18 protein-coding genes are annotated in these 22614 nt (G+C 55.6%); 15 read left to right on the forward strand and 3 right to left on the reverse strand.

Features of this window, described 5'->3' with window-relative positions:
• Nucleotides 1-13 precede the first annotated feature (13 nt).
• Complete coding sequence (locus LMS44_RS10445) at nucleotides 14-562, forward strand: TRAP transporter small permease subunit (protein WP_498947248.1); 549 nt, start codon at nucleotides 14-16, stop codon at nucleotides 560-562.
• The gene (locus tag LMS44_RS10450; RefSeq protein WP_138800348.1) at nucleotides 555-1865 is read left to right on the forward strand and encodes a TRAP transporter large permease; all 1311 of its coding nucleotides are present in this window, start codon (nucleotides 555-557) and stop codon (nucleotides 1863-1865) included. Before LMS44_RS10445 ends, LMS44_RS10450 begins: the two co-directional genes overlap by 8 nt.
• A 176-nt stretch (nucleotides 1866-2041) precedes the next feature.
• Here LMS44_RS10450 and LMS44_RS10455 read toward each other — a convergent pair whose 3' ends face one another.
• Complete coding sequence (locus LMS44_RS10455) at nucleotides 2042-2464, reverse strand: opioid growth factor receptor-related protein (RefSeq protein ID WP_498947249.1); 423 nt, start codon at nucleotides 2462-2464, stop codon at nucleotides 2042-2044.
• 396 nt (nucleotides 2465-2860) lie between these two features.
• Here LMS44_RS10455 and LMS44_RS10460 point away from each other — a divergent pair, with 396 nt between their 5' ends.
• From LMS44_RS10460 to LMS44_RS10505, 10 genes are all read left to right on the forward strand, one after another.
• Entirely contained in the window at nucleotides 2861-4435 is a 1575-nt protein-coding gene (locus LMS44_RS10460; protein ID WP_498947250.1) for a transposase, read from the forward strand.
• A 283-nt stretch (nucleotides 4436-4718) separates the two neighbouring features.
• Nucleotides 4719-5072, forward strand: coding sequence for an ArsR/SmtB family transcription factor (locus LMS44_RS10465; RefSeq protein WP_498947251.1), 354 nt, complete (start codon nucleotides 4719-4721; stop codon nucleotides 5070-5072).
• Between the two features lie 152 nt (nucleotides 5073-5224).
• Nucleotides 5225-6199, forward strand: coding sequence for a zinc-dependent alcohol dehydrogenase family protein (locus LMS44_RS10470; protein ID WP_498947252.1), 975 nt, complete (start codon nucleotides 5225-5227; stop codon nucleotides 6197-6199).
• Between the two features lie 43 nt (nucleotides 6200-6242).
• Nucleotides 6243-6593, forward strand: coding sequence for an antibiotic biosynthesis monooxygenase family protein (locus tag LMS44_RS10475; RefSeq protein ID WP_498947253.1), 351 nt, complete (start codon nucleotides 6243-6245; stop codon nucleotides 6591-6593).
• A gap of 1047 nt (nucleotides 6594-7640) precedes the next feature.
• Nucleotides 7641-8681: an LLM class flavin-dependent oxidoreductase gene (locus LMS44_RS10480; RefSeq protein WP_498947294.1), complete on the forward strand. Its 1041-nt coding sequence runs from the start codon at nucleotides 7641-7643 to the stop codon at nucleotides 8679-8681.
• 205 nt (nucleotides 8682-8886) lie between these two features.
• Nucleotides 8887-10587 carry an acetolactate synthase large subunit gene (locus LMS44_RS10485; protein WP_414120370.1) on the forward strand — a complete coding sequence of 567 codons (1701 nt, stop codon included), beginning with the start codon at nucleotides 8887-8889 and terminating at the stop codon, nucleotides 10585-10587.
• Nucleotides 10584-12017, forward strand: a complete 1434-nt coding sequence (locus LMS44_RS10490) for an aldehyde dehydrogenase family protein (RefSeq protein WP_414120368.1) — start codon at nucleotides 10584-10586, stop codon at nucleotides 12015-12017. Before LMS44_RS10485 ends, LMS44_RS10490 begins: the two co-directional genes overlap by 4 nt.
• Nucleotides 12018-12666: 649 nt before the next feature.
• A complete protein-coding gene (locus LMS44_RS10495; RefSeq protein ID WP_414120366.1) occupies nucleotides 12667-13770 on the forward strand; it encodes an NAD(P)-dependent alcohol dehydrogenase in 1104 nt (367 codons plus the stop codon).
• Between the two features lie 42 nt (nucleotides 13771-13812).
• Nucleotides 13813-14892 (forward strand): MBL fold metallo-hydrolase, encoded by a 1080-nt coding sequence (locus tag LMS44_RS10500; RefSeq protein ID WP_414120364.1) that lies wholly within the window; start codon nucleotides 13813-13815, stop codon nucleotides 14890-14892.
• Between the two features lie 121 nt (nucleotides 14893-15013).
• Nucleotides 15014-16489 (forward strand): aldehyde dehydrogenase family protein, encoded by a 1476-nt coding sequence (locus LMS44_RS10505; RefSeq protein ID WP_498947254.1) that lies wholly within the window; start codon nucleotides 15014-15016, stop codon nucleotides 16487-16489.
• 55 nt (nucleotides 16490-16544) lie between these two features.
• On the opposite strand, the gene LMS44_RS10510 is transcribed toward LMS44_RS10505, so the two are convergent.
• Complete coding sequence (locus LMS44_RS10510; protein WP_414120360.1) at nucleotides 16545-17420, reverse strand: pirin family protein; 876 nt, start codon at nucleotides 17418-17420, stop codon at nucleotides 16545-16547.
• A 228-nt stretch (nucleotides 17421-17648) separates the two neighbouring features.
• On the opposite strand from LMS44_RS10510, the gene LMS44_RS10515 reads away from it, so the two are divergent.
• Nucleotides 17649-19310 (forward strand): MFS transporter, encoded by a 1662-nt coding sequence (locus LMS44_RS10515; RefSeq protein WP_498947255.1) that lies wholly within the window; start codon nucleotides 17649-17651, stop codon nucleotides 19308-19310.
• A 16-nt stretch (nucleotides 19311-19326) separates the two neighbouring features.
• Here the strand turns inward: LMS44_RS10515 and LMS44_RS10520 are convergent, their stop codons facing one another.
• Nucleotides 19327-20226 (reverse strand): LysR family transcriptional regulator, encoded by a 900-nt coding sequence (locus tag LMS44_RS10520; protein ID WP_144812137.1) that lies wholly within the window; start codon nucleotides 20224-20226, stop codon nucleotides 19327-19329.
• Nucleotides 20227-20604: 378 nt separating this feature from the next.
• Here LMS44_RS10520 and ycaC point away from each other — a divergent pair, with 378 nt between their 5' ends.
• Nucleotides 20605-21225 (forward strand): isochorismate family cysteine hydrolase YcaC, encoded by a 621-nt coding sequence (ycaC, locus tag LMS44_RS10525; protein ID WP_414120354.1) that lies wholly within the window; start codon nucleotides 20605-20607, stop codon nucleotides 21223-21225.
• Between the two features lie 609 nt (nucleotides 21226-21834).
• Entirely contained in the window at nucleotides 21835-22488 is a 654-nt protein-coding gene (locus LMS44_RS10530) for a hydrolase (protein ID WP_144812144.1), read from the forward strand.
• Nucleotides 22489-22614 lie beyond the last annotated feature (126 nt).

A 22614-nucleotide genomic window follows, 5' to 3' on the forward strand; every position in this document is an offset into this window, starting at 1 on the left:
GGAGTAACGCACGATGGGTGTATTAGAAAAAACAGACCCAAAACAGGCTGAAGTGAAAAAATTAGCTGCATTACGGAAGATAGAGTCGCGCTTGGCGAGTATAACAGGCGTCATTGCTGCGGCAGCGCTGCTGTTCATGATGTTGTCTACTGCACTCGATGCAACGTCTCGCAGCTTGTTCAATTTTCCACTACCGGGTGTTTACGAGTTTTCCGAAGTTTCAATGGCAATCATTGTTTACCTGGGCCTGTTATGGGCTCAGCACGACAAAAAACATATCCGTGTGTCGTTGATAAGTGAAAACAGATCTTTTCCGGTCAAGCAGGCGTGGGAAGGGATTGGTTGGTTGTTTGCGGCTATTTTCCTGTTAGCTATTACCGTGCCCACCATAGAGGGGGCTTATAGCTCGTTTCTAGATAAGGAGTTCCGCTGGGGAATCGTTCAGATGCCTATCTGGTGGGTAAAAATTATCGTTGCTTGTGGTCTTCTGCTGGCCTTCATACAAATGACGTTACATTTCATTCTTGCTATCTATTCTTCCTTTGGGGCTGCTGATGAATAATCCTGGCTTGCTTGGCTTGATTTCCGTGGGGCTTATTTTTGTGCTTATGGGGTTGGGTGTCCCTGTGTTCGCAGCCTTGGGTCTGGCGGGTATTGTCGGTATCGTCATGGTTCAGGATCTGAGCTATGTCTATAATGTCCTGCAGAATTTTGCCTTTGATGAAACGGCTGCGTACCTGTTAACCGTCATCCCGTTATTTATCATCATGGGTAACTTTGCCCTTCATGCGGGGGTTGGAAAGTCGCTCTTTCACGTGGCGAAGCGGTGGTGCGGGCATTTACCCGGTGGTTTGGCGATTTCTACGATTCTAACGTGCGCTGGTTTCTCCGCGACATCCGGCTCCAGCGTGGCCACTGCTGCAACGGTAGGCTCCATTTCGTTACCCGAAATGAAGGCGGCCGGCTACGATAAGCGCCTTTCGGCGGGCTGTGTCGCGGCCGGTGGTGTGCTGGGCGTGTTGATCCCCCCGAGTGTATTGTTGGTCTTCTACGCGGCATTGACGGAAGTGTCTGCTGGCAAGATGCTGGTGGCCGGTATTCTGCCAGGCATACTGTCAGTCGCCGTGTTCGTGGCCGGGGTTTTCATCATCTCTGTTCTGAAACCCGATATGTGCCCGAAGGGAGAACGGGTTGGTTGGAAAAAGCGCTTTACCTCGTTGCGCCGCTCTTGGCAGTTACTGGTATTAATCATTGTGGTGCTGGGTAGCATCTATACGGGTTGGGCGACGCCTACCGAGGCAGCCTCGCTTGGGGCGGTCGCTTCCATCCTGTTTCTGCTGGCTTCTCGGCAGGATAGATCGGCCAAGTTACAGTCGATTGGTACCTCTTCGCGTGATGCGGTCAACACGACGGTCATGATCATGATGACCATGCTGGGCGCAGGGGTCTACAGTTTCTTCTTGAGTTTGATCCAGATTCCGCAGTTGATCTCGGGCTGGGTGATCGACTTACCACTTCCCGCTATCGTGATTATCGCGCTGATTCTGCTGCTATATGTCCCCATGGGAATGTTCCTGGATGCCTTTTCCATGTTAGTCATCACCTTGCCTATTCTCTTTCCTGTTGTCACGAGCCTGGGCTTCGATCCCATCTGGTTCGGTATATTGGCGATCAAGATGTGTGAAATCGGCTTGATCACCCCGCCGATAGGGTTGAACGTGTACGTCATTGCTGGACTGGATAAGGATACTTCGCTCACGGATGTCTTTTACGGCGCTTCCTGGTTCATCCTGATGGAAGTCGTGACCATTGTGTTTATTTTCTGCTTCCCATTTATTGCCACCTATCTGCCCAATACGATGTAGGGCTTTATAAGCGCGTCTTTTCAGTAATAGGTATCAAAAGCAAGCACATGCGCAAGGAAGACAGAAAGCTAATATTATTTTACATGACTTGATGCAAGAGAAAATTCCTGCCGTTGCTACCCAATGAGCCGGGTTTTGTTGACGCAGCCACCCGACACGCAATAACGGAACAGCGTTTAACCCCGGCTCGTAATGAGTTTGGGCCGATGTTTCTTAACTTGCGAAAAGGGCTGGATCCGAAGCTGCTCCAGTATCGCGTCGGTGACCTGCGTCGGTCGCCGACGCGATTGCTTAGGCCTGATCCAGGCTTGATTCAGATCATCCCCCACTAGCTCCCCAAATTGGAAATACCTCCGGCCGTCACGTGACAATATCGATTTTGCTAGCATAATTGGCACCAACACGACCCGGGACGTCAGTAAAGATGCAAAGGCTTTAAAGCGGCCCATTTCCGGGATGGGAAACAGCCACTGGATATAGTCGTGGGTGTGTTCCAGCCAGAAGTAGGGGAGTGCCCAGATGTTTTCTAGTCGACGACGACCCTTATGATCGTGGCCTTCCCCGCGGTAAAACGCGATTAAACACTCATCATTTCCCATTATGCTCCCCGCACTAACGATTCATTGAGCCCATGTAACACCATTTCGCGTACGTGGCGTTCGGTGTCTGGATCAATTCAGGCTTCAATTCGTTCTAGAGCGCGGACATAGACTGCAGGTAATCCGTGTTCTTGTGCGACCGGTGTGCTTTGGTAATGCGAGAGTACCTGCTCTGCATTCGCCTTTAGCGTTTCTCGCCACGCCGCGGGGGCCAGTATGTTGCCATTGCCATTGGGGGATGGCGCGGACTTTCCTTGCCCATTGGATCAAGCCGTTGGAACTCATCTCATCAAGTAGCTACCTCGCATCCGTGAGGTATGGCGTTGAGCCTGTAGAAAAACCCCGCTGACGGCTAAGTTTTGGTAGGATCGAGAAAACAGACGAGGAGTGGTCAGCATGCCGCGCTTCAAGGCTTATAACTACGATCAGAACGCCATGGTGGTGATCAACTACCAGGATCAGCTCCAGCCAGGCACCTTTGAACACGCTGTGCACTACCTGATCGAGCACAAACTCGACTTGTCTGTTTTCCATCCCAAGTACCGCAATGATGCGACCGGTCGGCTGGCCTATGATCCGGCTATCTTGTTGAAGATCATTTTGTTTGCTTACTCAAAAGGCATCACCTCCAGCCGTGAAATGCAGTGGAGCTGTGAGACCAATATTATTTTCAAAGCCCTTTCCTGCGATACCGTTCCCCACTACACCACACTGGCAAGCTTCGTCAGTCGGCATGCCGATGAGATTGAAGCGCTGTTCGAACAAGTGCTGCTTGTGTGCCACGAACAAGGCTTGTTGGGTAACGAGCTCTTTGCCATTGACGGCTGCAAGATGCCCTCCGATGCCTCCAAAGAGTGGTCTGGCACGTTTAAAGAATTGGGTGAGAAGCGGGAGAAGCTGAGAGGCCTGATTCGACATCACCTACTGGAGCACTACGCGCGTGATGAAGCTGAAACGGAAGCCGATCTGGATCGGGATATCCGACGGGCCAAGACGATTCTCTCGCTAGATACCGCCATGAACAAAGTGGATCGTTTCCTAAAGACGCACAGCCCAAGGATGGGCCGGGGAAAGCGAATCAAGGAAGTGAAGAGCAACCTCACCGATAACGAAAGTGCCAAGATGACCACCAGCAAGGGCACGATTCAAGGCTATAACGGCGTCGCCACGGTGGATAAAAAATACCAGATCGTCATTGATGCCCAGGCCTTTGGCGAAGGCCAGGAACACCACACTTTGCAGCCCGTACTGGAAACGGTCGAAGCCCGTTTTAAGAAGCTGGGGATTGCGGAAAACATCTATCAGAAAGGCCCCATCGTCACCGCAGATACAGGCTTTGCCAATGAAGCTAATATGAAGTACCTGCACGAGCAACAGATCAATGGCTACATCCCTGATAACCAGTTCCGCAGCCGAGATCCGAAGTTCGCCGACCAGAAAGACAAATACGGCAAGCGCCACCAGAATATACCCAATAAAGGCTGGCGAAAGACGACGCCAGCTAGCGCGTTCCAATTTGATCCGGTAGCGCTAACGTGTATCTGCCCAACCGGCGAAAAACTGTCCTATCGCGGGCAACGGGAAACCGACAATGGCCAGATCCGGGTGCACTTCGAAGGGCGTTTACTGCAATGCCGGCATTGCCCAAAGAAATACCGATGCATGCAGAACCCAAGCTCGGCTGACCATCGCCACGGTGCCGGTCGACAAGTGTCTTTTATTATCGAGACCAAACGTTTACCCAATTACACCGACTGGATGAAGCACCGAGTCGATAGCCCCAAGGGCAAAGAAATTTACAGCCATCGTATGTCAGTCGTGGAACCCGTCTTTGGCAACATTGGCACGACGAAAAGACTGAACCGCTTCAGTCTTCGGGGTAAGAAGAAAGTACAGGGCCAGTGGCAGCTCTACTGCTTGGTGCACAATATCGAGAAGTTAGCGAATTATGGTCATTTGGCCGCATCATGACGGGCTTGGAGCGGGGTATATTGCTTTGTAAGAGCTAAAGACCGTCTTCGACTAGCTTTAGCTGGGCGCTCAAGTGGCTGAATGCCGATATTAATATTATCCCGCCAGAGGACTGGCTGGGTAAATGAATTAGGACGACTGGCGGTGGAGAGGGCTCGAAACCGGGTTTTTCTACAGCCTCGTTAACTGCCCAACGGCCACAGGGGGCAGTAATCCTTTTAAATACTCTTCGAGAGGCTTGCATATTTGAGAGTAGCTAGACTGTTGGGCTACCAATCAAAAAATGCTCGATCCGCGTATTGACATATCTAAAAACATCGATATAATTGAAAGTATGGAATTAATCGAAATATTTAAAGCCCTCTCAAACCGCACGCGCCTTGAAATCCTGAGGGGTTTAAAGGATCCCGTGAAGAACTTTCCTCCCCAGGATGAAGGGGACGTTCATGAGGTGGGTGTTTGCGTCAGTAGCATTCAAGAAGGCGTCGGGCTATCGCAGTCAACGGTGTCTGGTTATCTTGCAACGCTGCAACGAGCGGGCCTGATTGAAGTCAGGCGCATCGGGCAGTGGACCTACTACAAGCGCAACGAAGAAACCATCAGTGCTCTTGCTGAGCTCATAAGGAAAGAGCTGTAATCATTTAAGTGCGTATATCGATAAATTTCGATATCTCTTTTTTAAGAAACGAGGATTTGCTATGGACTGATATCACAAAGGCTACGTGTAAATTTTTATCATTTTAAATCGAGAAATCTCGATATACCTTTTTATAGAAGTGAGGATATACAATGAAAGCGCAGATACTTAAAACATTTGCTGGCCCGGAAGCGTTCGAGCTTAGCGAGGTACCCAAGCCAGTGCCGCAGGCGGGACAAGTGCTGGTGCGGGTTCACGCAACCTCCATCAACCCGCTGGACTACCAGATACGACGTGGCGACTACCCAGACCTGGTGCCGCTGCCGGCCATCACCGGGCATGACGTATCGGGTGTTGTCGAAGCCGTTGGGCCAGGTGTAACGAGCTTTGTGCCAGGCGACAAGGTCTGGTACACCCCACAAATTTTTGACGGCCCAGGAAGTTATGCCGAGTACCACGTTGCAGCCGAGAGCATTATCGGGAAGAAGCCGCCCTCACTGAGTCATCTTGAGGCGGCCAGCCTGACCCTGGTTGGAGGGACGGTGTGGGAAGCACTGGTCGTGCGTGCTGCGCTCAGGGTGGGGGAGAGCATCCTGGTGCACGGCGGCGCGGGAGGCGTCGGCCATGTGGCGATCCAGGTAGCAAAAGCCATGGGTGCGAGAGTGTTCACCACCGTGCGTGAAGCAAATTTTGAGTTCGCACGGGATCTGGGTGCCGATGTGGTCATCGACTACAGGAAAGAGGATTACGTGGACGCCATCCTGCGGGAAACCGGTGGCCACGGCGTCGATGTCGTGTTCGATACCATCGGCGGCGACACACTATCGCGCAGCCCCGACGTGCTTGCTCAACTTGGCCGCGTGGTCTCGATTGTGGACATTGCCCAACCGCAAAACCTTGTGGAAGCCTGGGGTAAGAACGCCAGTTATCACTTCGTTTTCACCCGGCAAAACCGCGGCAAACTGGATGAATTAAGCGCATTGATTGAGCATGGCCAGCTGCGGCCGCATGTTGGCGCTGTGTATTCGCTTGCCGACATCCCAAGCGCCCACGCGCTGCTGGAGAGCCCCAACAACGGTCTTCGAGGAAAAATCGCGATTGCTGTCGAGCCATCGCTCGTCTCGTAAGTGTGAATGTTTAACCGTTGAACTCAATTTGAGGGAATATCCCATGGTTTATGAAATTGCTCTGCTGCCCGTTCACAAAGAACAGATTGAACAGTTCAGACGTGCATTTGACGAGGTCGCTCCTTTGCTCACCCGGGCCAAGGGTTACGGCGGCCACATGCTCGCACAAGGAATTGAAACGCCAGAGTTATTCAACCTGATCGTGCAATGGGCGTCACTTGAGGATCACACGCCGGGCTTCGAAGAGAGTGAAGATCATCAGATGTTCATGATGGGCTTAGAAGAGTATTTTTCGGAGGAGCCGAAGGTCTACCATATTGAGGGGGCACCTTTTACTACAGGAGAACATGATGATCAGAACAGCCCCTTTGGCACGGTAATACCAGCATCTTAGGAGGTTTGTTGGCTGGTTGTTGTGAGCAACATGCAGGCCTGATGTCGCTAATGTGTAGTAATCGCGGTTTGATCTGACAGTTCCGGCTTTTAAGTCTACGACTGTCAGGTCAAATTCAGCTATTCAGTGTGGTTATTGGGTTCAAGCTAAAAAGGCGCTGATCGGAGAATAGGTCGACTGCGTGTAAAGCTGCTCCATCGAACGACCCGCAAGGTTAATATTCGCTAATTGGTAACGCTAATGGTCTATCGAAAGAGTACCGAGTCTACGGTACGAAGAAGTGAGTCTATTCGTTGCAACGTTGCCTGGTAAACATTGCTATACCTATTCCTGATGCGGTAGAACGCCTTTGTTTATAGCTGGGTCACGAAATAAGGAACGCTGCAGTGGATATCGAAGAGTTACATTGCTGATCTATGAAGTCATCGACACGAGCGATTTGCCACCGGGCTAACCTACTGGTGACTCTGCCCTGCGAAGGCTCGCTGTCACTATCAATGGTAAGCAAGGAAATTGCCTGACGCAGCTGTGTCGCTGCTGCGTCGGGGTTTAGATGAATAACTCTTTCCGTCTCCACTAGTAGTGACAGCATTAGCCTGGTCTGTTTCAAGCAGTCGGCCCTTCGGAATAGGTTTTATTTAATGGCTTTGAAATCGTTGATACCCCATCGGACTTAAAGTAGACATCGCCAGAGGTGTCGTTGCCTCTGGCTAGTACTATGCATGTTCAAATGTTCGTTTCGGTAGTAGTGCCCGATGATTAGCTTTGTCGCGCAAAGGGGAACGCCCAAGGAGGGGAATGTTGTTAGTTGGTCAGCAGGGCTATCGAGTTCTTGCGCTCTTCGTATCTGATTTTTGCGGTACTTGAAGGGGCTTTGGGCGTCGCGCATAACACACGCATCCAAATTGCGGGCTGTCATCCAATAATAAGCGTCGATTCTTTGTGATAGTGACAAGTCAATTCACAAATTTCATCGCGCTCGTCAAGGGTGAACAGCACTGTTATTCGCCGATGATCAAGCATGGCCTACTTGAATGAGGACTTATGATGGAAATCGGTATCGACAGTTTCGCGGCCATTTTTCCTGACCCGGTGACCGGGAAGCTTCCCTCAGCCACCGATCGCATGGCCGACCTTCTCGAGGAGGTCGAAATCGCCGACCGGGTCAGGCTCGACGTATTCGGTATCGGCGAGCACCACCGCGCCGAGTTCCTCGATTCCGCACCCGCGATTATTCTCGCTGCTGCCGCTGCCCGTACCCGCCAGATTAGGTTGACGAGCGCGGTGACAGTACTGAGCGCCGCCGACCCAGTACGGGTCTTCCAGGAGTTCGCTACCCTCGATTTGATTTCCAAAGGGCGTGCCGAAATCGTCGTCGGCCGAGGCTCGTTCGGCGAGGCGTTTCCACTCTTTGGCCTTGATACTCGGGCTTATGATGAACTCTTTTCTGAAAAGCTTGATCTGTTTCTGAAACTGGGCGAGACGACCAATATCACCTGGGATGGGCGTTATCGCCCAGCGCTTCGTGGAGAGGGTGTCTTTCCGCGCCCCCACCAGCCGCGATTGCCATTATGGGTCGGCGTCGGCGGAACACCGGCATCATTCGCGCGGGCTGGCACACTTGGCCTTCCATTGATGGTCGCCATTATCGGCGGCAGTTTCGAGCGTTTCCGCCCACTCGTCGATCTCTACCGCGAAGCGGGCCTGAGAGCTGGGCACCCGCCCGAGAAACTAAAGGTAGGCGTTCACGCGATGGGCTTTGTCGGTGAAACGGATGCTGAAGCCAGAGACGCCTTCTTCCCCGGCTGGGCGCACCTAACCGGGACGATAGGGCGCGAGCGTGGGTGGCCAGCCCCGACACGCCATCAGTTCGATGATATGGCCAGCCCCGAAGGTGCTTTCCTGATCGGCGACCCAAAAACGGTGGCAGCGAAAATGCTCAAGTTAAACGAGACGCTCGGCGGCGTGTCTCGCATCACATTCCAGATGAGTACTGCGGCGTTAGACACGGCGGCAATGAAGCGTTCTATCGAACTCCTGGGTACCAGCGTCGCGCCAATCGTGCGGGCCACCTATGAAACGCCTTGAACGTTATGCTCTGAGCGTTGACGGACAAAAGCGATGTGCCGGAAATCGCTGCAAATCGCCGCAAGCGTTTGAGGACTTGGCGATGATCCGCGGCAATACCGAGATACCTAAGCCCGCCCCCTTTTTCAAGACGCGATCCACCAGTATTGGATAGGCACGGTAACTTCGCTATCCCTCATGCAGCCTGCTACAGGAGAATTCCACCATGACCAAAGCATCCGATCTGTTCATCCAGTGCCTAGAGGAAGAAGGGGTAGAGTATATTTTCGGGGTGCCTGGCGAGGAGAATCTCGATATGCTCGACAGCCTTAGCCGCTCTACCAAGATTCAATTGATCCTTACCCGGCACGAACAGGGGGCAGGCTTTATGGCTGCAACCTATGGCCGACATACCGGCAAGACCGGGGTGTGCATGGCGACGCTAGGGCCGGGCGCGACGAATCTAGTCACCGCCGCCGCCTATGCGCAGCTTGGCGGTATGCCGATCCTGATGGTCACCGGTCAAAAACCAATCAAAAAGTCGAAGCAAGGCCGCTTTCAGATCCTTGATGTGGTTGACATGATGAAGCCGCTGACCAAGTTCACACATCAGCTCGCCAGCGCCGACAACATCCCCAGCCGGGTGCGTGAGGCGTTCCGGCTCGCCGAAGAGGAGAAACCCGGCGCGACGCATATCGAGTTTCCCGAGGACATCGCCGACGAGAAGACCGAGTCGATGCCGCTCAAACGCACCCACACGCGACGGCCCAGTGCCGACGTGAAGTCGATCCGCGCTGCGGTGCATGCGCTTGAAAAAGCCAAATCGCCGATCCTGGTGGTCGGCGCAGGTGCCAACCGCACTATGACCTGCAGGATGCTGAACCAATTCATCGAAAAGACCGGCATCCCTTTTCTTACCACTCAGCTCGGCAAGGGCGTGATCGACGAACGCCACCCTAAGTTTGTCGGCTGTGCGGCTCTGTCATCGGGCGACTTTGTCCACCGCGCGGTCGAGGCCGCCGACCTGATCGTTAATATCGGTCATGACGTGATCGAGAAACCGCCGTTCTTCATGCTGCCGGGCGGTGCGCAGGTGATCCATATTTCGTCCAAGACCGCTGAGGTTGATCCGGTCTATTTTCCGCAGATCGAGGTTGTTGGCGACATCGCCAATGCTATCTGGCAGATCAAGCAGGACATCGTTTCCAATGGCGGCTGGACGTTCGACGCGATACTGGCGGCGCGCAAGGGCCAGGTCGAGCATACCGCGTCGATCTCGGGGGATGCGCGCTTCCCTATCTTCCCACCTTACCTGGTAGAACAGATCCGCACGGCGATGCCCGAAGACGGCATCATCTGCCTCGACAACGGGATATACAAGATCTGGTTCGCGCGCGACTATCCGGCTTACCGCCCCAATACCGTGCTGCTCGACAACGCGCTCGCTACGATGGGCGCGGGACTGCCTTCGGCCATGGCATCGGCGATGGTTTATCCCGATCGCAAGGTGATGGCGATCTGCGGCGATGGCGGCTTTATGATGAACAGCCAGGAAATGGAGACCGCCGTTCGCTTGAAGCTCAACCTCACCGTGCTGATTCTCAACGACAATAGCTATGGCATGATTCGCTGGAAGCAGTCGAACATGGGCTTCAAAGACTGGGGTCTGACTTATGGCAACCCCGATTTCGTCAAGTATGCAGAAAGCTATGGCGCTATCGGGCATCGAGTGGAAAGTGCAGAGCACCTTAAGCAACTGCTCGCGCATACCCGCGACACGCCGGGCGTCCATCTGATCGACTGCCCAGTTGATTATTCGGAGAATGACCAGATCCTCAACATCGACATCAAGGCGCTGTCGAAAGAATTGCAATCCTTTTCCCCAGCTTCGCCGAAAAGTGGGATGCGCCCCGGGAGTTTCGAATGACCAAGCTCAAGTCCATCTATCCGCTCTATCTCAACAACGTGGCACAGCAGCCGAACACTGATCTTGCAGTGACCGACAAATTCACCGGTGAGGTCGCGTTCCATGTCGCGCAGGCCGATGCTGCGACGATCGACGCGGCGATCGCTGGCGCAATCGAGGCGGCAGAACCGATGGCGCGGATGGCGAGCTACGAGCGCCAGGCGGTGCTCACCCATTGCGTTACCCGCTTCACTGAACGGTTCGATGAGCTCGCGTACGCACTGTGCGTCGAGGCGGGCAAGCCGATTAAGGACAGCGAGGGTGAGGTCGGCCGGTTGATCGATACCTTCCGTATCGCCGCCGAGGAGTCGGTGCGGATGACGGGAGAGGTACAGTCACTCGATATTTCGCCGCGCGCTAAAGGTTATCAGGGCATCTGGAAACGGGTACCCATCGGGCCCTGTTCGTTCATCTCGCCGTTCAACTTCCCGCTTAACCTAGCCGCCCACAAAATAGCTCCGGCGCTTGCGGTGGGCTGTCCGTTCGTGATGAAACCAGCGAGCCGTACCCCCTTGGGCGCGATCATTATCGGCGAAGTGCTTGCCGAGACCGACCTGCCCAAAGGTGCCTTCTCGATTCTACCCGCCAGTCGCGACGGTGCTGATCTGTTCACCACCGACGACCGACTCAAGCTACTCTCGTTCACTGGATCACCCGATGTCGGTTGGGATCTCAAGGCCCGCTGCGGCAAGAAGAAGGTGGTGCTCGAGCTCGGCGGTAATGCCGCGGTGATCGTTGATGCGGATGCCGATCTTGATGATGCGCTGGAGCGTGTCGTTTTCGGCGCTTTCTACCAGTCGGGGCAGAGCTGTATCGGGGTGCAGCGCATCATTATCCATACTGATGTCTACGGCCGTTTCCGCGATATGCTGGTCGACAGGACAAAGACACTGGTGGCGGGCGATCCCAAGCAGCGCGACACGTTTATCGGCCCGATGATTCATATCAAGGAAGCGACGCGGCTCGAAACCTGGGTCAATGAGGCAGTTGCCGCTGGTGGTACTCTGCTCTGCGGCGGCAACCGCGAGGGAGCGATGCTCGCCGCCACCTTGCTCGAAGCTGTGCCTGCCGACACCAAGATCGTCACTGAAGAGGCATTTGGCCCGGTGGCTGTGCTATCACGCTTCACTGATTTCAATGCTGCCCTCGCCGAGGTCAATGCCTCTAAATTCGGGCTGCAGGCGGGCGTCTTTACCCGCGACTTGTTCAAGATGTTCGATGCTTGGGATCACCTTGATGTCGGTGGGGTGGTGATCAACGATGTGCCCAGCTATCGCGTCGACAACATGCCCTATGGCGGGGTCAAGGATTCCGGCCTGGGCCGCGAAGGCGTGCGTTTCGCGATGGAAGACATGACCGAAATCCGCAACCTGGTGATTCGCCGACCCTGAGGTTCCCCTTTGGGGCGACTTTTAAGGCCTCAGGGGGTAACCCCTGAGCCTATCCCCATTAATCCGGCCTAGGAAGGAACAGCCTTTGACGCTTTACCGTGATTTCGGTTAGAACCCGAGTCTTCCGTGCTGGGGTGCTGACCTGGCGAGGGGAGTACGTGCACTCCTGCGGAGGGTGGTAGGCGAAACCCCTCCAGCGTAAGCAACTTCCACGAATGTCTGTAGCTCTTCAATGCCCATTTCAGGGTCCCTCATTTAGCACCAAACGTTTTTGCCAAACGCGACTCCCCGATTGAGAAGATAAATAGGACGCTACTCCTACCTCTATGCGCCGCCGCAGCATAGAGCACCAAGGCAAATTCCCAACCCCGCAAGAACTCTGACTGTCAGTGCAACGCCTGGTAATTGTATTCGCCGAATAGGCGACGATGATCGAGATTTTCTCGCTCGCAGGTGATCACACGCTCATACAAATCTCCGGCAGCCATCCAATAACAAGCGACGGTGCTTTGCGACAGTGAAGGCGTTTTACGAACCTCTGTATTTCATTGAGGTGAGCACAATGCCGATCGGGTACGGGCGATCATCTTGCGGAACGGCAACGCCTACGAGCCCGTTCCACTTTCCAACCAGACCCGCAGGACGACTTATGACCACTAAAGCTCGCGCAGCAGTGATAGAACGAAAGGATGCCCCGTTCGTGATGCACGATGTCAGCGTTGAAGACCCACGGCCGGACGAGGTGCTCGTGCGGATGGTTGCGACAGGAATTTGCGCAACCGACGCCCATGTCCGGCAGCAGCTGTTGCCAACCCCGTTGCCGGCAATTCTGGGTCACGAGGGCGCGGGCATTGTTGAGCGCGTCGGTTCAACGGTGACGCACTTGAAGCCCGGCGACCACGTCGTGCTGTCCTACAATTCTTGCGGGCAGTGCAAGCCCTGTCTGTCTTCTCACCCTGCCTATTGCGACAAAGTTTTGGAGGCCAACTTTGCTGGCGCCAGACTGGATGGCTCCATCGGTGTCAACGCGCAAGATGCTGGCGATCTCCATGCCCATTTCTTTGGCCAGTCCTCGTTCGCTACTTATGCGCTCGCCCACCAGCGTAATACCGTCAAAGTGCCAAGTGACATTCCACTGGAAATCCTCGGGCCGCTCGGCTGCGGCTTGCAGACCGGGGCAGGTGCAATACTGAAAGCGATGAAGGTGCCGGTCGGCGCCACTGTTGCCATATTCGGAGTCGGTGCGGTCGGTCTTGCCGCGATCATGGGCGCCAAGGTGGCTGATGCCGCCACCATCATTGCCATCGATGTGAATGAGCAAAGGCTGACGCTTGCCATGGAGCTTGGTGCGACACATGTCATTAACGCCTCGGGCGGGGTAGACGTCTCCGCCGCCATTCGGCAGATCGAGCAGCGGGGCGTTGAGTTCGTTCTCGATACCAGCGGGCGGGCGTCGAACCTGGATGCTGGAATTAGCGCACTAGCGTCTCTGGGGTGTTTCGGCTTCGTTGCATTCAGTGCCGATTCGGGGGCGATGGTCGATGCGTCGCGGCTGGCTGTTGGGCAGACGCTCCAGGGCATTATTCAAGGCGACGCCGTGTCTGCGCTGATGATTCCCCAACTGATCGGACTCTATCGCAGCGGCCGGTTTCCGTTTGACCGGCTCATCACCTTTTACGATTTCTCGGACATCAACCAAGCATTCGACGACGTTGCCGCAGGCCGCGTCATCAAGGCAGTGCTGCGCTTCTGAGCACTAACAAGCGATACATTTAACAGAGAAAGGAAATAAATCATGTGTGACAACCATCAGAAGCCGATTACGGCATCAGATACTCCCGCCTTCTTCGGCATCGATCGTTACGGTTTCCCGGAAGCGGGCGAGCATCCCCTCGACCCAGCTGAATACTACCCAGCGTATTTCTGGAGCGATCGCTTTAAAAGGCTCGGCTATCACTGTGAGGAACTGCGCGGCGGTTTCTACTGGGTGACCAGCGGCGGCTATGATGCCGCGTTCGTGGTGACCGACGAAGGTGTGATCGCGATCGATGCCCCACCGACGCTCGGCGAGAACATGCTCGCCGCGATCGAGGAGGTCACCGACAAACCGGTGACGCATGTGATCTACAGCCATTGGCATACCGACCATATCGGTGCCGCTTCCGTCTACGGACCGGACGTCGAGATTGTCGCCCACGAGATCACCAAAGAACTGCTGGAGCGCTTCCCGGATCCGTGCCGGCCGCTGCCGACGATCACTTTTGCGAAAGAGTATACGCTGACAGTAGGTGGCGTGACCCTAGAGCTGTCCTACAAGGGCGAGAACCACTGTCCCGGCAACATTTTCATCTACACACCAGCCCAGAAAGTGCTGACCTGCATCGATATCGTCAGCCCTGGCAGCGCCACCTTTATGCACTGCGATGCCTCGCAGAATATCACCGCCTGGTATGAGGCTCAGCACCAGATTATGGAGTACGACTTCGACTTTCTCGTCGCCGGTCATCATATGAAGTATGGCACGCCCGAGCTGGTCAAGGAGTCCATCGAGTATTTCGCTGACATTCTCGAAGGTGCGCAGGCGGCCGTTGATATTTACGCGCGATCCGACCGGCTGATGGACATTGTTCTGGAACCAGGTCTCGACCGCTTCTGGGTCGGTACCGAAAACTGGATCAACTCGATGGTTAACTACACGACCAAGTACGTCCTCGAAAAAAAGACCAGCAATGGCAAGCTCTGGTCGGAGCGCCTGGCGGGTGTGACCACGCAGACCAAGTATCACGCCTATACCGTGATGGAGTCGATCCGCATCGAGCGGCCGAATCCCAGCTACCGGTTGCGCGGCGAGAATCCACCACCATTCCAAGCCTGAGCCCGATGCTGCCCCCTCTCGCCTCGTTCTGGCCGGGGGGCACTGTGAGTTAGCGATATCGCCCCACTGTCGGGGCGGTGTGGAGCTGTGTCACACCCTATTAAATCCGGAGCAATCATTGATGACGACTTACTCTGCTAGTAATTGGATCGATGGCCGCCTTGTCTCTTCGTCGCAGCGCAGCAACTCCATCAACCCTGCGACCTATGAATCCATCGGAGACTACGCCGATGAAGGCGGTGCCGCGGCCGCTGCTGCTATCGCCGCCGCCTATCGCGCTTTTCGCGGCACTGGCTGGGCGCACGACACAGAACTGCGCGCCAGGGTTCTCGACCAGATGGCTGAGGCGATCGAAAGGAACCGGGATCGGCTGATTGACATCCTTTCGCTCGAGAATGGCAAAGTTCGGGGTGAAGCTGCAATGGAAGTCGATGGGAGCCCGAGCAAACTGCGCTACTGGGCCGCAATGGCGCGCACGGAAGCGGGGCGCGCCACGCAGCCGCGACCGGGCAGCCTGTCGGTTATCCTGCGCCAACCGATGGGGGTGGCCGGCGTTATTGTGCCCTGGAACTCGCCGATCATCCTGGGGGCCAGATCGTTCGCCCCGGCTCTGGCGGCAGGCTGTTCGGTGGTGGTAAAAATGCCCGGCCAGGTTGCACAGACGGCAGCGGTGCTGGCAGAGATCCTCTCCGAGGTAAGAGACCTCCCGAACGGCGTCATGAACATCTTCGCGGAGAGCGGATCAGAGGGCGCAGCTCTCATGGTGGAAAGCGCGGATGTGCCGACGATCAGCTTTACCGGAAGCACTAAGACTGGCGCTGCCATCGGTGCGGTCGGCGCGCGACGGATTAAGCGTTTCGGACTCGAACTGGGTGGCAAGGCGCCGATGATTGTCTTTGATGACGCTGACGTTCCACCCATGCTGCCCGTGCTCGAGAAGGCACTAACGGTTTTCGCTGGTCAATTCTGCATGACGGGTTCTCGGCTGCTCGTTCAGGACGGGGTGTACGATACGGTTCGGGATCAGCTTGCCGAGCGGCTGAGCGCCGTGCGTGTGGGCCCAGCCTCCGATCCAGCCAGTGACATGGGGCCTTTGATCGACAAGGCGAATGTCGCCCGCGTCGACGAGGTCGTCAGACACGCCTTGAAGGTTGGTGCGACGGCCGTCGTCAGAGGGGGGCCGTTTACCGATGGTCCGCTCGCCAAAGGAGCCTTCTTTCGCCCCGCCATGATCGAGGTCAGTGACAACAGCCTGGCTATCGTTCAGGAAGAGACCTTCGGGCCCGTTCTCACCCTCCAGCGTTTCGGCGACGAGGCTGAAGCCATCGACCTTGCCAACGACAGCGACTACGGATTGTCAGCCAGCGTTTGGACGCAGGATATCAACCGCGCCCTGCGTGTTGCTGGGGCGCTGGAGGCGGGCAGCGTCTTCGTCAATGATTGGGCGAAGGTGTATGACGGCACAGAAGAGGGCGGGTTCAAGCTGTCTGGCCTGGGCAGGCTTAACGGACATGCTGCACTTGATGACTTCATCGAGTACAAGCACATAGCGTTGAATCCTGGTCTGGCTGGTCACTCGGCAGGGTCGGCGCGCTAAGACGGCCCTGGCATGCTGGTCATCCGCACTGCGGCAGCGGCGACATTCACGGATGTCAGCCGCTCTTGTCTCCGGAGTAGGAAACAGGCCGCATCGTGCCAGCGTGGGGGAATTTCCCCTGGCGATAAGCGGCATAGTAGCCGGCCATTTCCTCGTCGGATCCAGCGATGAAGGGCCCCTTGGCAACCACCGATATGTTCTGCGGCTGGCCGGCGTATAGCAGCAGGCGAGCGCCATTATCACCCGCCCGCAACGTAAGCAGACTGTCGCCGTCGCCCATGGGGCCTGTCCAGCCCACCGTATCTTTAGCAAGTATCTCGGCTGTGGTGCCGACCTCCACTTCTCCATTAATTCCCACCACAAACGCGTTGTAGGAGCCGGGTAAATGAGGTGCGAAAGTGGCCCCAGGCTCCAATCGGATGTCGATCAACGTTACCGGGACTGCGTTCATCGTAGGCGCCGCCGCGTTCCCTGACTTGCCGCTGTAGACCGTCGCCAGGACGCCAGGCTCAGTGTGCACCGGCATCTCCGCGCGACGTAGGATCTGCACCCGTGGCGGTATGTTGCGCTGCGCTTCGGGCAAAATCAGCCAAAGCTGGAACAGGCGCATCCCGGTGGAGACCGTAGAATTCTCAGCATGGACGATGCCGCTGCCAGCCGTCATCCATTCGACATCACCTTCCTCCAGCCGTCCCCCGGTATCCTCCATCGTGCCGTTGAGCATGAAGGTGACGGTCTCGAGTCCGGCGTGCGGGTGCGAATCCCCAAACCTTCCAGCTTCGGTGATGTTGTCATCGGCCATGAGGAAGAACGGATCGGTCGCGGACAGATCACCAGGTGCTATCACCAAAGCGGCCTTATGCCTCTCACCGTCAAAACCCGGACCCAGCGCAGGTATTCTGGTAATACGATCAATCGATCTCTCAAGCATTAGTTCAGTCCTTTTCGTGGATCAGGTCATGGTTCAGAGCAGCTCGTCAGGAATTGACACCGACTCGGCATTACTGTCCATCATCCCGGATCTACTTGACCTGGATCCAGATGCGCGTTCGAGAACCTAGCGTTGCTCAATACGCAATCCACAGATTGGCGAGTGGCCTTATATACTTCGTCAATGCCAATTCACCGCGATAGCCACCAGCGTGAGCAGCACCGCTCGATGACCACGATTCGCGACCTTCTTGATGAGGAGGTTGTGGAATTCCCCGTACATGAGCGCTCTCCCGTCCCCGGATCGCCTGCAACGCCGACGCATGGGCCGGCTACTCGACTGGCCTACGTACTTGTCGCAGTGCTGGTTGGGACAACTGCGGGGCTGAACGGCGCACTGGTGAGTGTCAACACCCTCCATTTGCAGCAAATAATGAACCTGAGTGCCCACCAAGTGGCTTGGCTATCGACCTGTTATGTGATGACCGCTGTCTTGGCCAACCTGCTGCTGATCAAGGTGCGACAACAATACGGGCTGCGCCGATTCGCCCTGGCTTTCCTGGGCCTTCATGCCATCCTGGCGCTGATACTCGTGTTCGTACCGGGCCTCGGGACGGCGTTGTTGGTGCGCGCGGTCAGCGGGTTCGTGGCGGTTGCACTGATACCCCTTTGTCTCTTCAACATGATGCAGGCTTTTCCTGCGAGATGGCGTCTGCGGGGGCTGGTACTTGGCATCGGAGTGACGCAGTGCGCTGTGCCGTTGGCCCACGTCCTTTCGCCGTCGTTACTTGCCAGCCAAGGATGGCGCTCATTGTTTTTGCTCGAAGCGGGTCTCGCCCTGCTTTCACTGGCGGCAGTGGCGATGCTACGTCTGCCGCCAGCAGAGCGAGTCCGCGTCTTCCAGCCGCTCGACTTGTTGACCTTCGTTCTCATGGGTAGCAGCTTGGCTCTGATCGCTGCTGTGCTGGGTCTGGGCCGATGGGAGGGGTGGTTTCAGGCGCCGTGGATAGTCGCGTCACTTTTCATCGCCATACCGGCACTGATGGCAGCAGGTGCCATTGAGACGTCCCGCCGGACGCCACTGTTGAACCTTCGTTGGCTTGGGCGCGGAGACGTCGCTCGCTTCGCCGTAGCAGTATTCATGGCGCGGATCGTATTGGCAGAACAGGGAATCGCGATCGGCGTGGTGAGTGAATTGGGCGGCACGGCGCAGCAACTTGCCGTGCTCTCGATGGCTATGCTGGGCGGAGCGGTCGGTGGGGTTGTGATTAGCGCCCTCACAGTAAATGCCGAGAAGCTTGCCAGGCCAATGATGCTCGCAGTCGGGATTATCGGCCTTGCCGCCCTGGTCGACAGCATGTCGGATGGTTCGCATCATCTGCAACGCTTTTACTTGACTCAGGGCGCGATCGCCTTCGCGGGAACGTTCTTTCTGGGGCCCGCGTTATTGCTGGGCATTACTAGCGCACTTCAACACGGTGGCAGGGAATTGATCAGCTTCATCGTTCTTTTCGGGGTCGTCAACGCGCTTGGCGGGCTGGCTGGTCCGGCGCTGCTAGGAAGCCACAATGACTGGAACCGGGCAGTCGGAGGAACCCCGCTTGGCGCAAGTTTGGATACGTTGCGCCTGGTGGCTGTGATCGCCGGGTTCACGACGATCTACCTTGCGATACTGCTCACCCTGCGGATACGGCGCAAGCTTGCAGAGCTGCGGGCCCTCCGCGACGCGGCTCTGACGTCTCAACCGGGGGTGGCAGACACGCCCATTGATCAGGAGCTCGAGAGCCGTTGGCGACCGCCTCGCCCCAGTACCGCTTTGGCTACTGTATTTACTGCTCTCGCATTGCTTGGTGGTGCGCTGGTTCTGGCAGCCTGGAAGCTGCCGGTCTGAAGCACAGTTGATTTTCTCATACCCCCGGAGCAAGCCTTTCGTATAGGAAGTTCACAAGTGCTCGCATCCTCGCGATACGGGATCGTGCAGCCGGCATGTAGATATGCAGGTCGGCGCCTTCGTGTGGAAATACAGGCAGCACCGCTTCGAGCTCGCCTTGTGCCAGCGAATCATCGACCATGAATCTCGGAACGAGTGCCATGCCCAGACCCGCAAGTGCGGCGGCCAGGAGCATTTGCCCGTTACTGGTGCGAAAGCGGGAATTCATGCGCACATGCTCCCAGCCCTCCGGGCCCTGGAAGCGCCAATGGCCGGTATCCAAAGCATGGAGCAGGGCATCGTGTGAGGTCATTTCTGCTGGGGTTTGTGGGCGTCCACGTGCATCCAGATAGTCCGGACTGGCGACGACGACCCATTGCACACTGGCTAGTTTGCGCGTGATGAGTGTCTGGTCTGAGACAGCGCCCACCCAGATCGAGAGGTCATAGGCTTCGGCGCTCATGTCCACCTGACGATCCTCGAAGCGAATGTCGAGCTGAAGGCGCGGATGCAGTAGCGCAAACTCGGCGAGCAGTGGCGCAAATACAAACTCGCCAAACGCAGTCTGGACCTGAATACGAAGGTGGCCGGAAACCTCACTCGTCAACTTGTTGACGACTTCCTGCGCTGACTCCAGTTCAGCCAAGCCGGCGCCAGCGCGGGCATGGTACTCGCGACCGATATCGGTCGGCGTCGTACCTCTGGGCGTTCGGGTTAGCAATTGAGCGCCGAGTACACCCTCCAGGCGGCTTACGCGGCGGCTTACCATGGATTTCGCAATACCAAGGCGCGCGGCAGCGTTCCCGATGCTCCCTGTCTCCACCACCCGGATGAAGGCAATGACATCTAATAATTCAACGCGTGAGTGTTCCTGCATTAGCAACTCGAAGGTCTAGTCGTTCTTCACGAATATCTGTAGCTCTTCAATGTCCACTTTAGTGTTCCCGCATCTAGCGACAAAGGTTTCCACAAAATAGTACTGACATATAAAGAGCGGGAATAGAACGATACTGCTACCAATAGGCATCGCCGTTGAGATTTTCGGCGAACGAACACTGTTCCAGCGTCGCAGATCACACCCTTATCCAAATCTAAGGTAACCATCCAATAATAAGCGGCAGCGCTTGGCAAGAATGATAAGCCATCATGGACTTTTAGAGCGGAAAGTTCGTTCTGATAGGGCGTGAGTTAAGTTTCTGGGTATAGGCAATACTTCTGGTCGGAAACCGACCTTTAACCGGTAAGGAGAAGAAAAATGGGTATCGAATACAAGCGTTTGGATAAAAATGATGTGGCTCTGCTGATGGTAGATCATCAAGCTGGTTTGCTTTCTTTGGTGCGGGATTTCTCCCCTGATGAGTTTAAAAATAACGTCCTGGCTTTGGCAGACATCGCCAAGTTCTTCAATATCCCGGCCATTTTGACGACCAGCTTCGAAGACGGCCCGAATGGTCCCATGGTTCCGGAGGTCAAAGCTGCGTTTCCGGATGCGCCTTATATTGCACGTCCAGGTCAGATAAACGCCTGGGACAACGAAGACTTCGTGAAGGCGGTAAAAGCGACTGGTAAGAAACAGCTGCTCATCGCTGGGGTTGTCACTGAAGTGTGTGTGGCGTTCCCAGCTCTATCTGCGATTGAAGAAGGTTTTGATGTTTTCGTCGTGACTGACGCTTCAGGTACCTTCAATCCAGTGACACGGGATGGCGCATGGAGCAGAATGCAGGCTGCCGGAGTCCAACTTGTCAACTGGTTTGCCGTGGCAGGCGAGCTACATCGCGACTGGCGCAACGATATCGAAGGCTTTGGTGGGATCTTGGCCAGTCACCTTCCCCATTACTCTAACTTGATGCAGAGCTTCACTTCGCAGCAAAAGTAACACTGGGTGCACGCTCTCACGTATTGGGGGCGTGCTTGTGCTGGACAATCCCCAATAAACATCATGAGCAATGGCAACAATGACGTTGCGCTGAGTGTTCACCACCATTCCGATTGTTCGATGATTACTCTCCACTCTTCCTCCCCCAGTTCTCATCCTGTTCAGTTAGCAAAGCAAGCGGCGAAATCAATGGAAGAGCTACTCTCAATCGCTGCAGTCGAGGTATTCCGGCGAACTCACAACCCTAAGGTTCGCCTTTGGGACGATATGATATTTAAGGCCTCAGAGCGTAAATCTTGAGCCTATCCCCATTAATCCGGCCCAGGAAGGAACAGCCTTTAACGCTTTAACGGGATTTCGGTTAGGGCCCGAATCTTCCGTGCGGGGGCACTGACCTAGCGAGGAGAGTACGCACACTCCTGCGGAGGGTGGTAGGCGAAATTCCTCCAACGTAATTGTTCCCCATTTTGCGACACAGTTTAGCTTCAAAGGGGGCTACTGCGTCGAGCTTAAGTGCAGCAGCATCTAATTCCGGGCAATGCCGCCGCTGGCGTATTGCTAACGGGAAACCAAGCTCGCAAAAGTTGACAACTGACAGAGGATATTTTCATGACTTTTCGTAATGGCCTTGCGTCTCTTCTTCGTCCCGAAGACTCGGTGTTGGTGATGATTGACCACCAACCTTACCAGCTCGCAAATCTTAATAGTCACGAACCAACGATGGTAATTAACAATTCGGCGGCGCTTGCGAAGGCTGCAAAAGCTTTCAATGTTCCTACCATCCTAACGAGTGTGGTCGCTGCCCAGGGCGGCGACATCTTTCCTCAGATTACTGATGTATTTCCTGGCCAGGAGATCATCGACCGCACGTTCATCAACACTTGGGAAGACAAGCCAACAGTAGATGCGGTCAAGGCGACGGGCCGCAAGCAGCTGATCATTGCTGGCCTGTGGACCGAAATTTGTGTAGCCATGCCGGCTATTCAGGCTGCAGGCGAGGGCTGGGACGTCACTGTCATCACGGATGCGTCTGGCGGTACGTCGTTGGAGGCCCACGAAGTCGGCATACAGCGCATGATTGCGGCCGGCGTGAACATGATGACCTGGATGGCATTGGCGTCCGAATGGCAGCGAGATTGGGCGCGGACCGAGCACCTTGAAGGAATACTCGACGTCATGAGGCAGCATGGCGGCGGCAGCAGTATCGCGTACATGTGGGAGCAGCAGTTGCTCAATACGCCGGTGCCTGGCAGCGCAGGATAATCTGAGCAGGGATGACGAGATTTTTCAGCGCCGTCGCGAGAGAGTTAGTGACTGTAAGAGTCTTGTCATCCTTCTTGCAACAAGCCGTCATGCCATTGGTGATGACCGCAGCAGCCAGCCCGGCTG

The organism is Halomonas profundus (genome assembly GCF_020865425.1).
Taxonomy (GTDB): Bacteria; Pseudomonadota; Gammaproteobacteria; order Pseudomonadales; family Halomonadaceae; genus Vreelandella; species Vreelandella titanicae.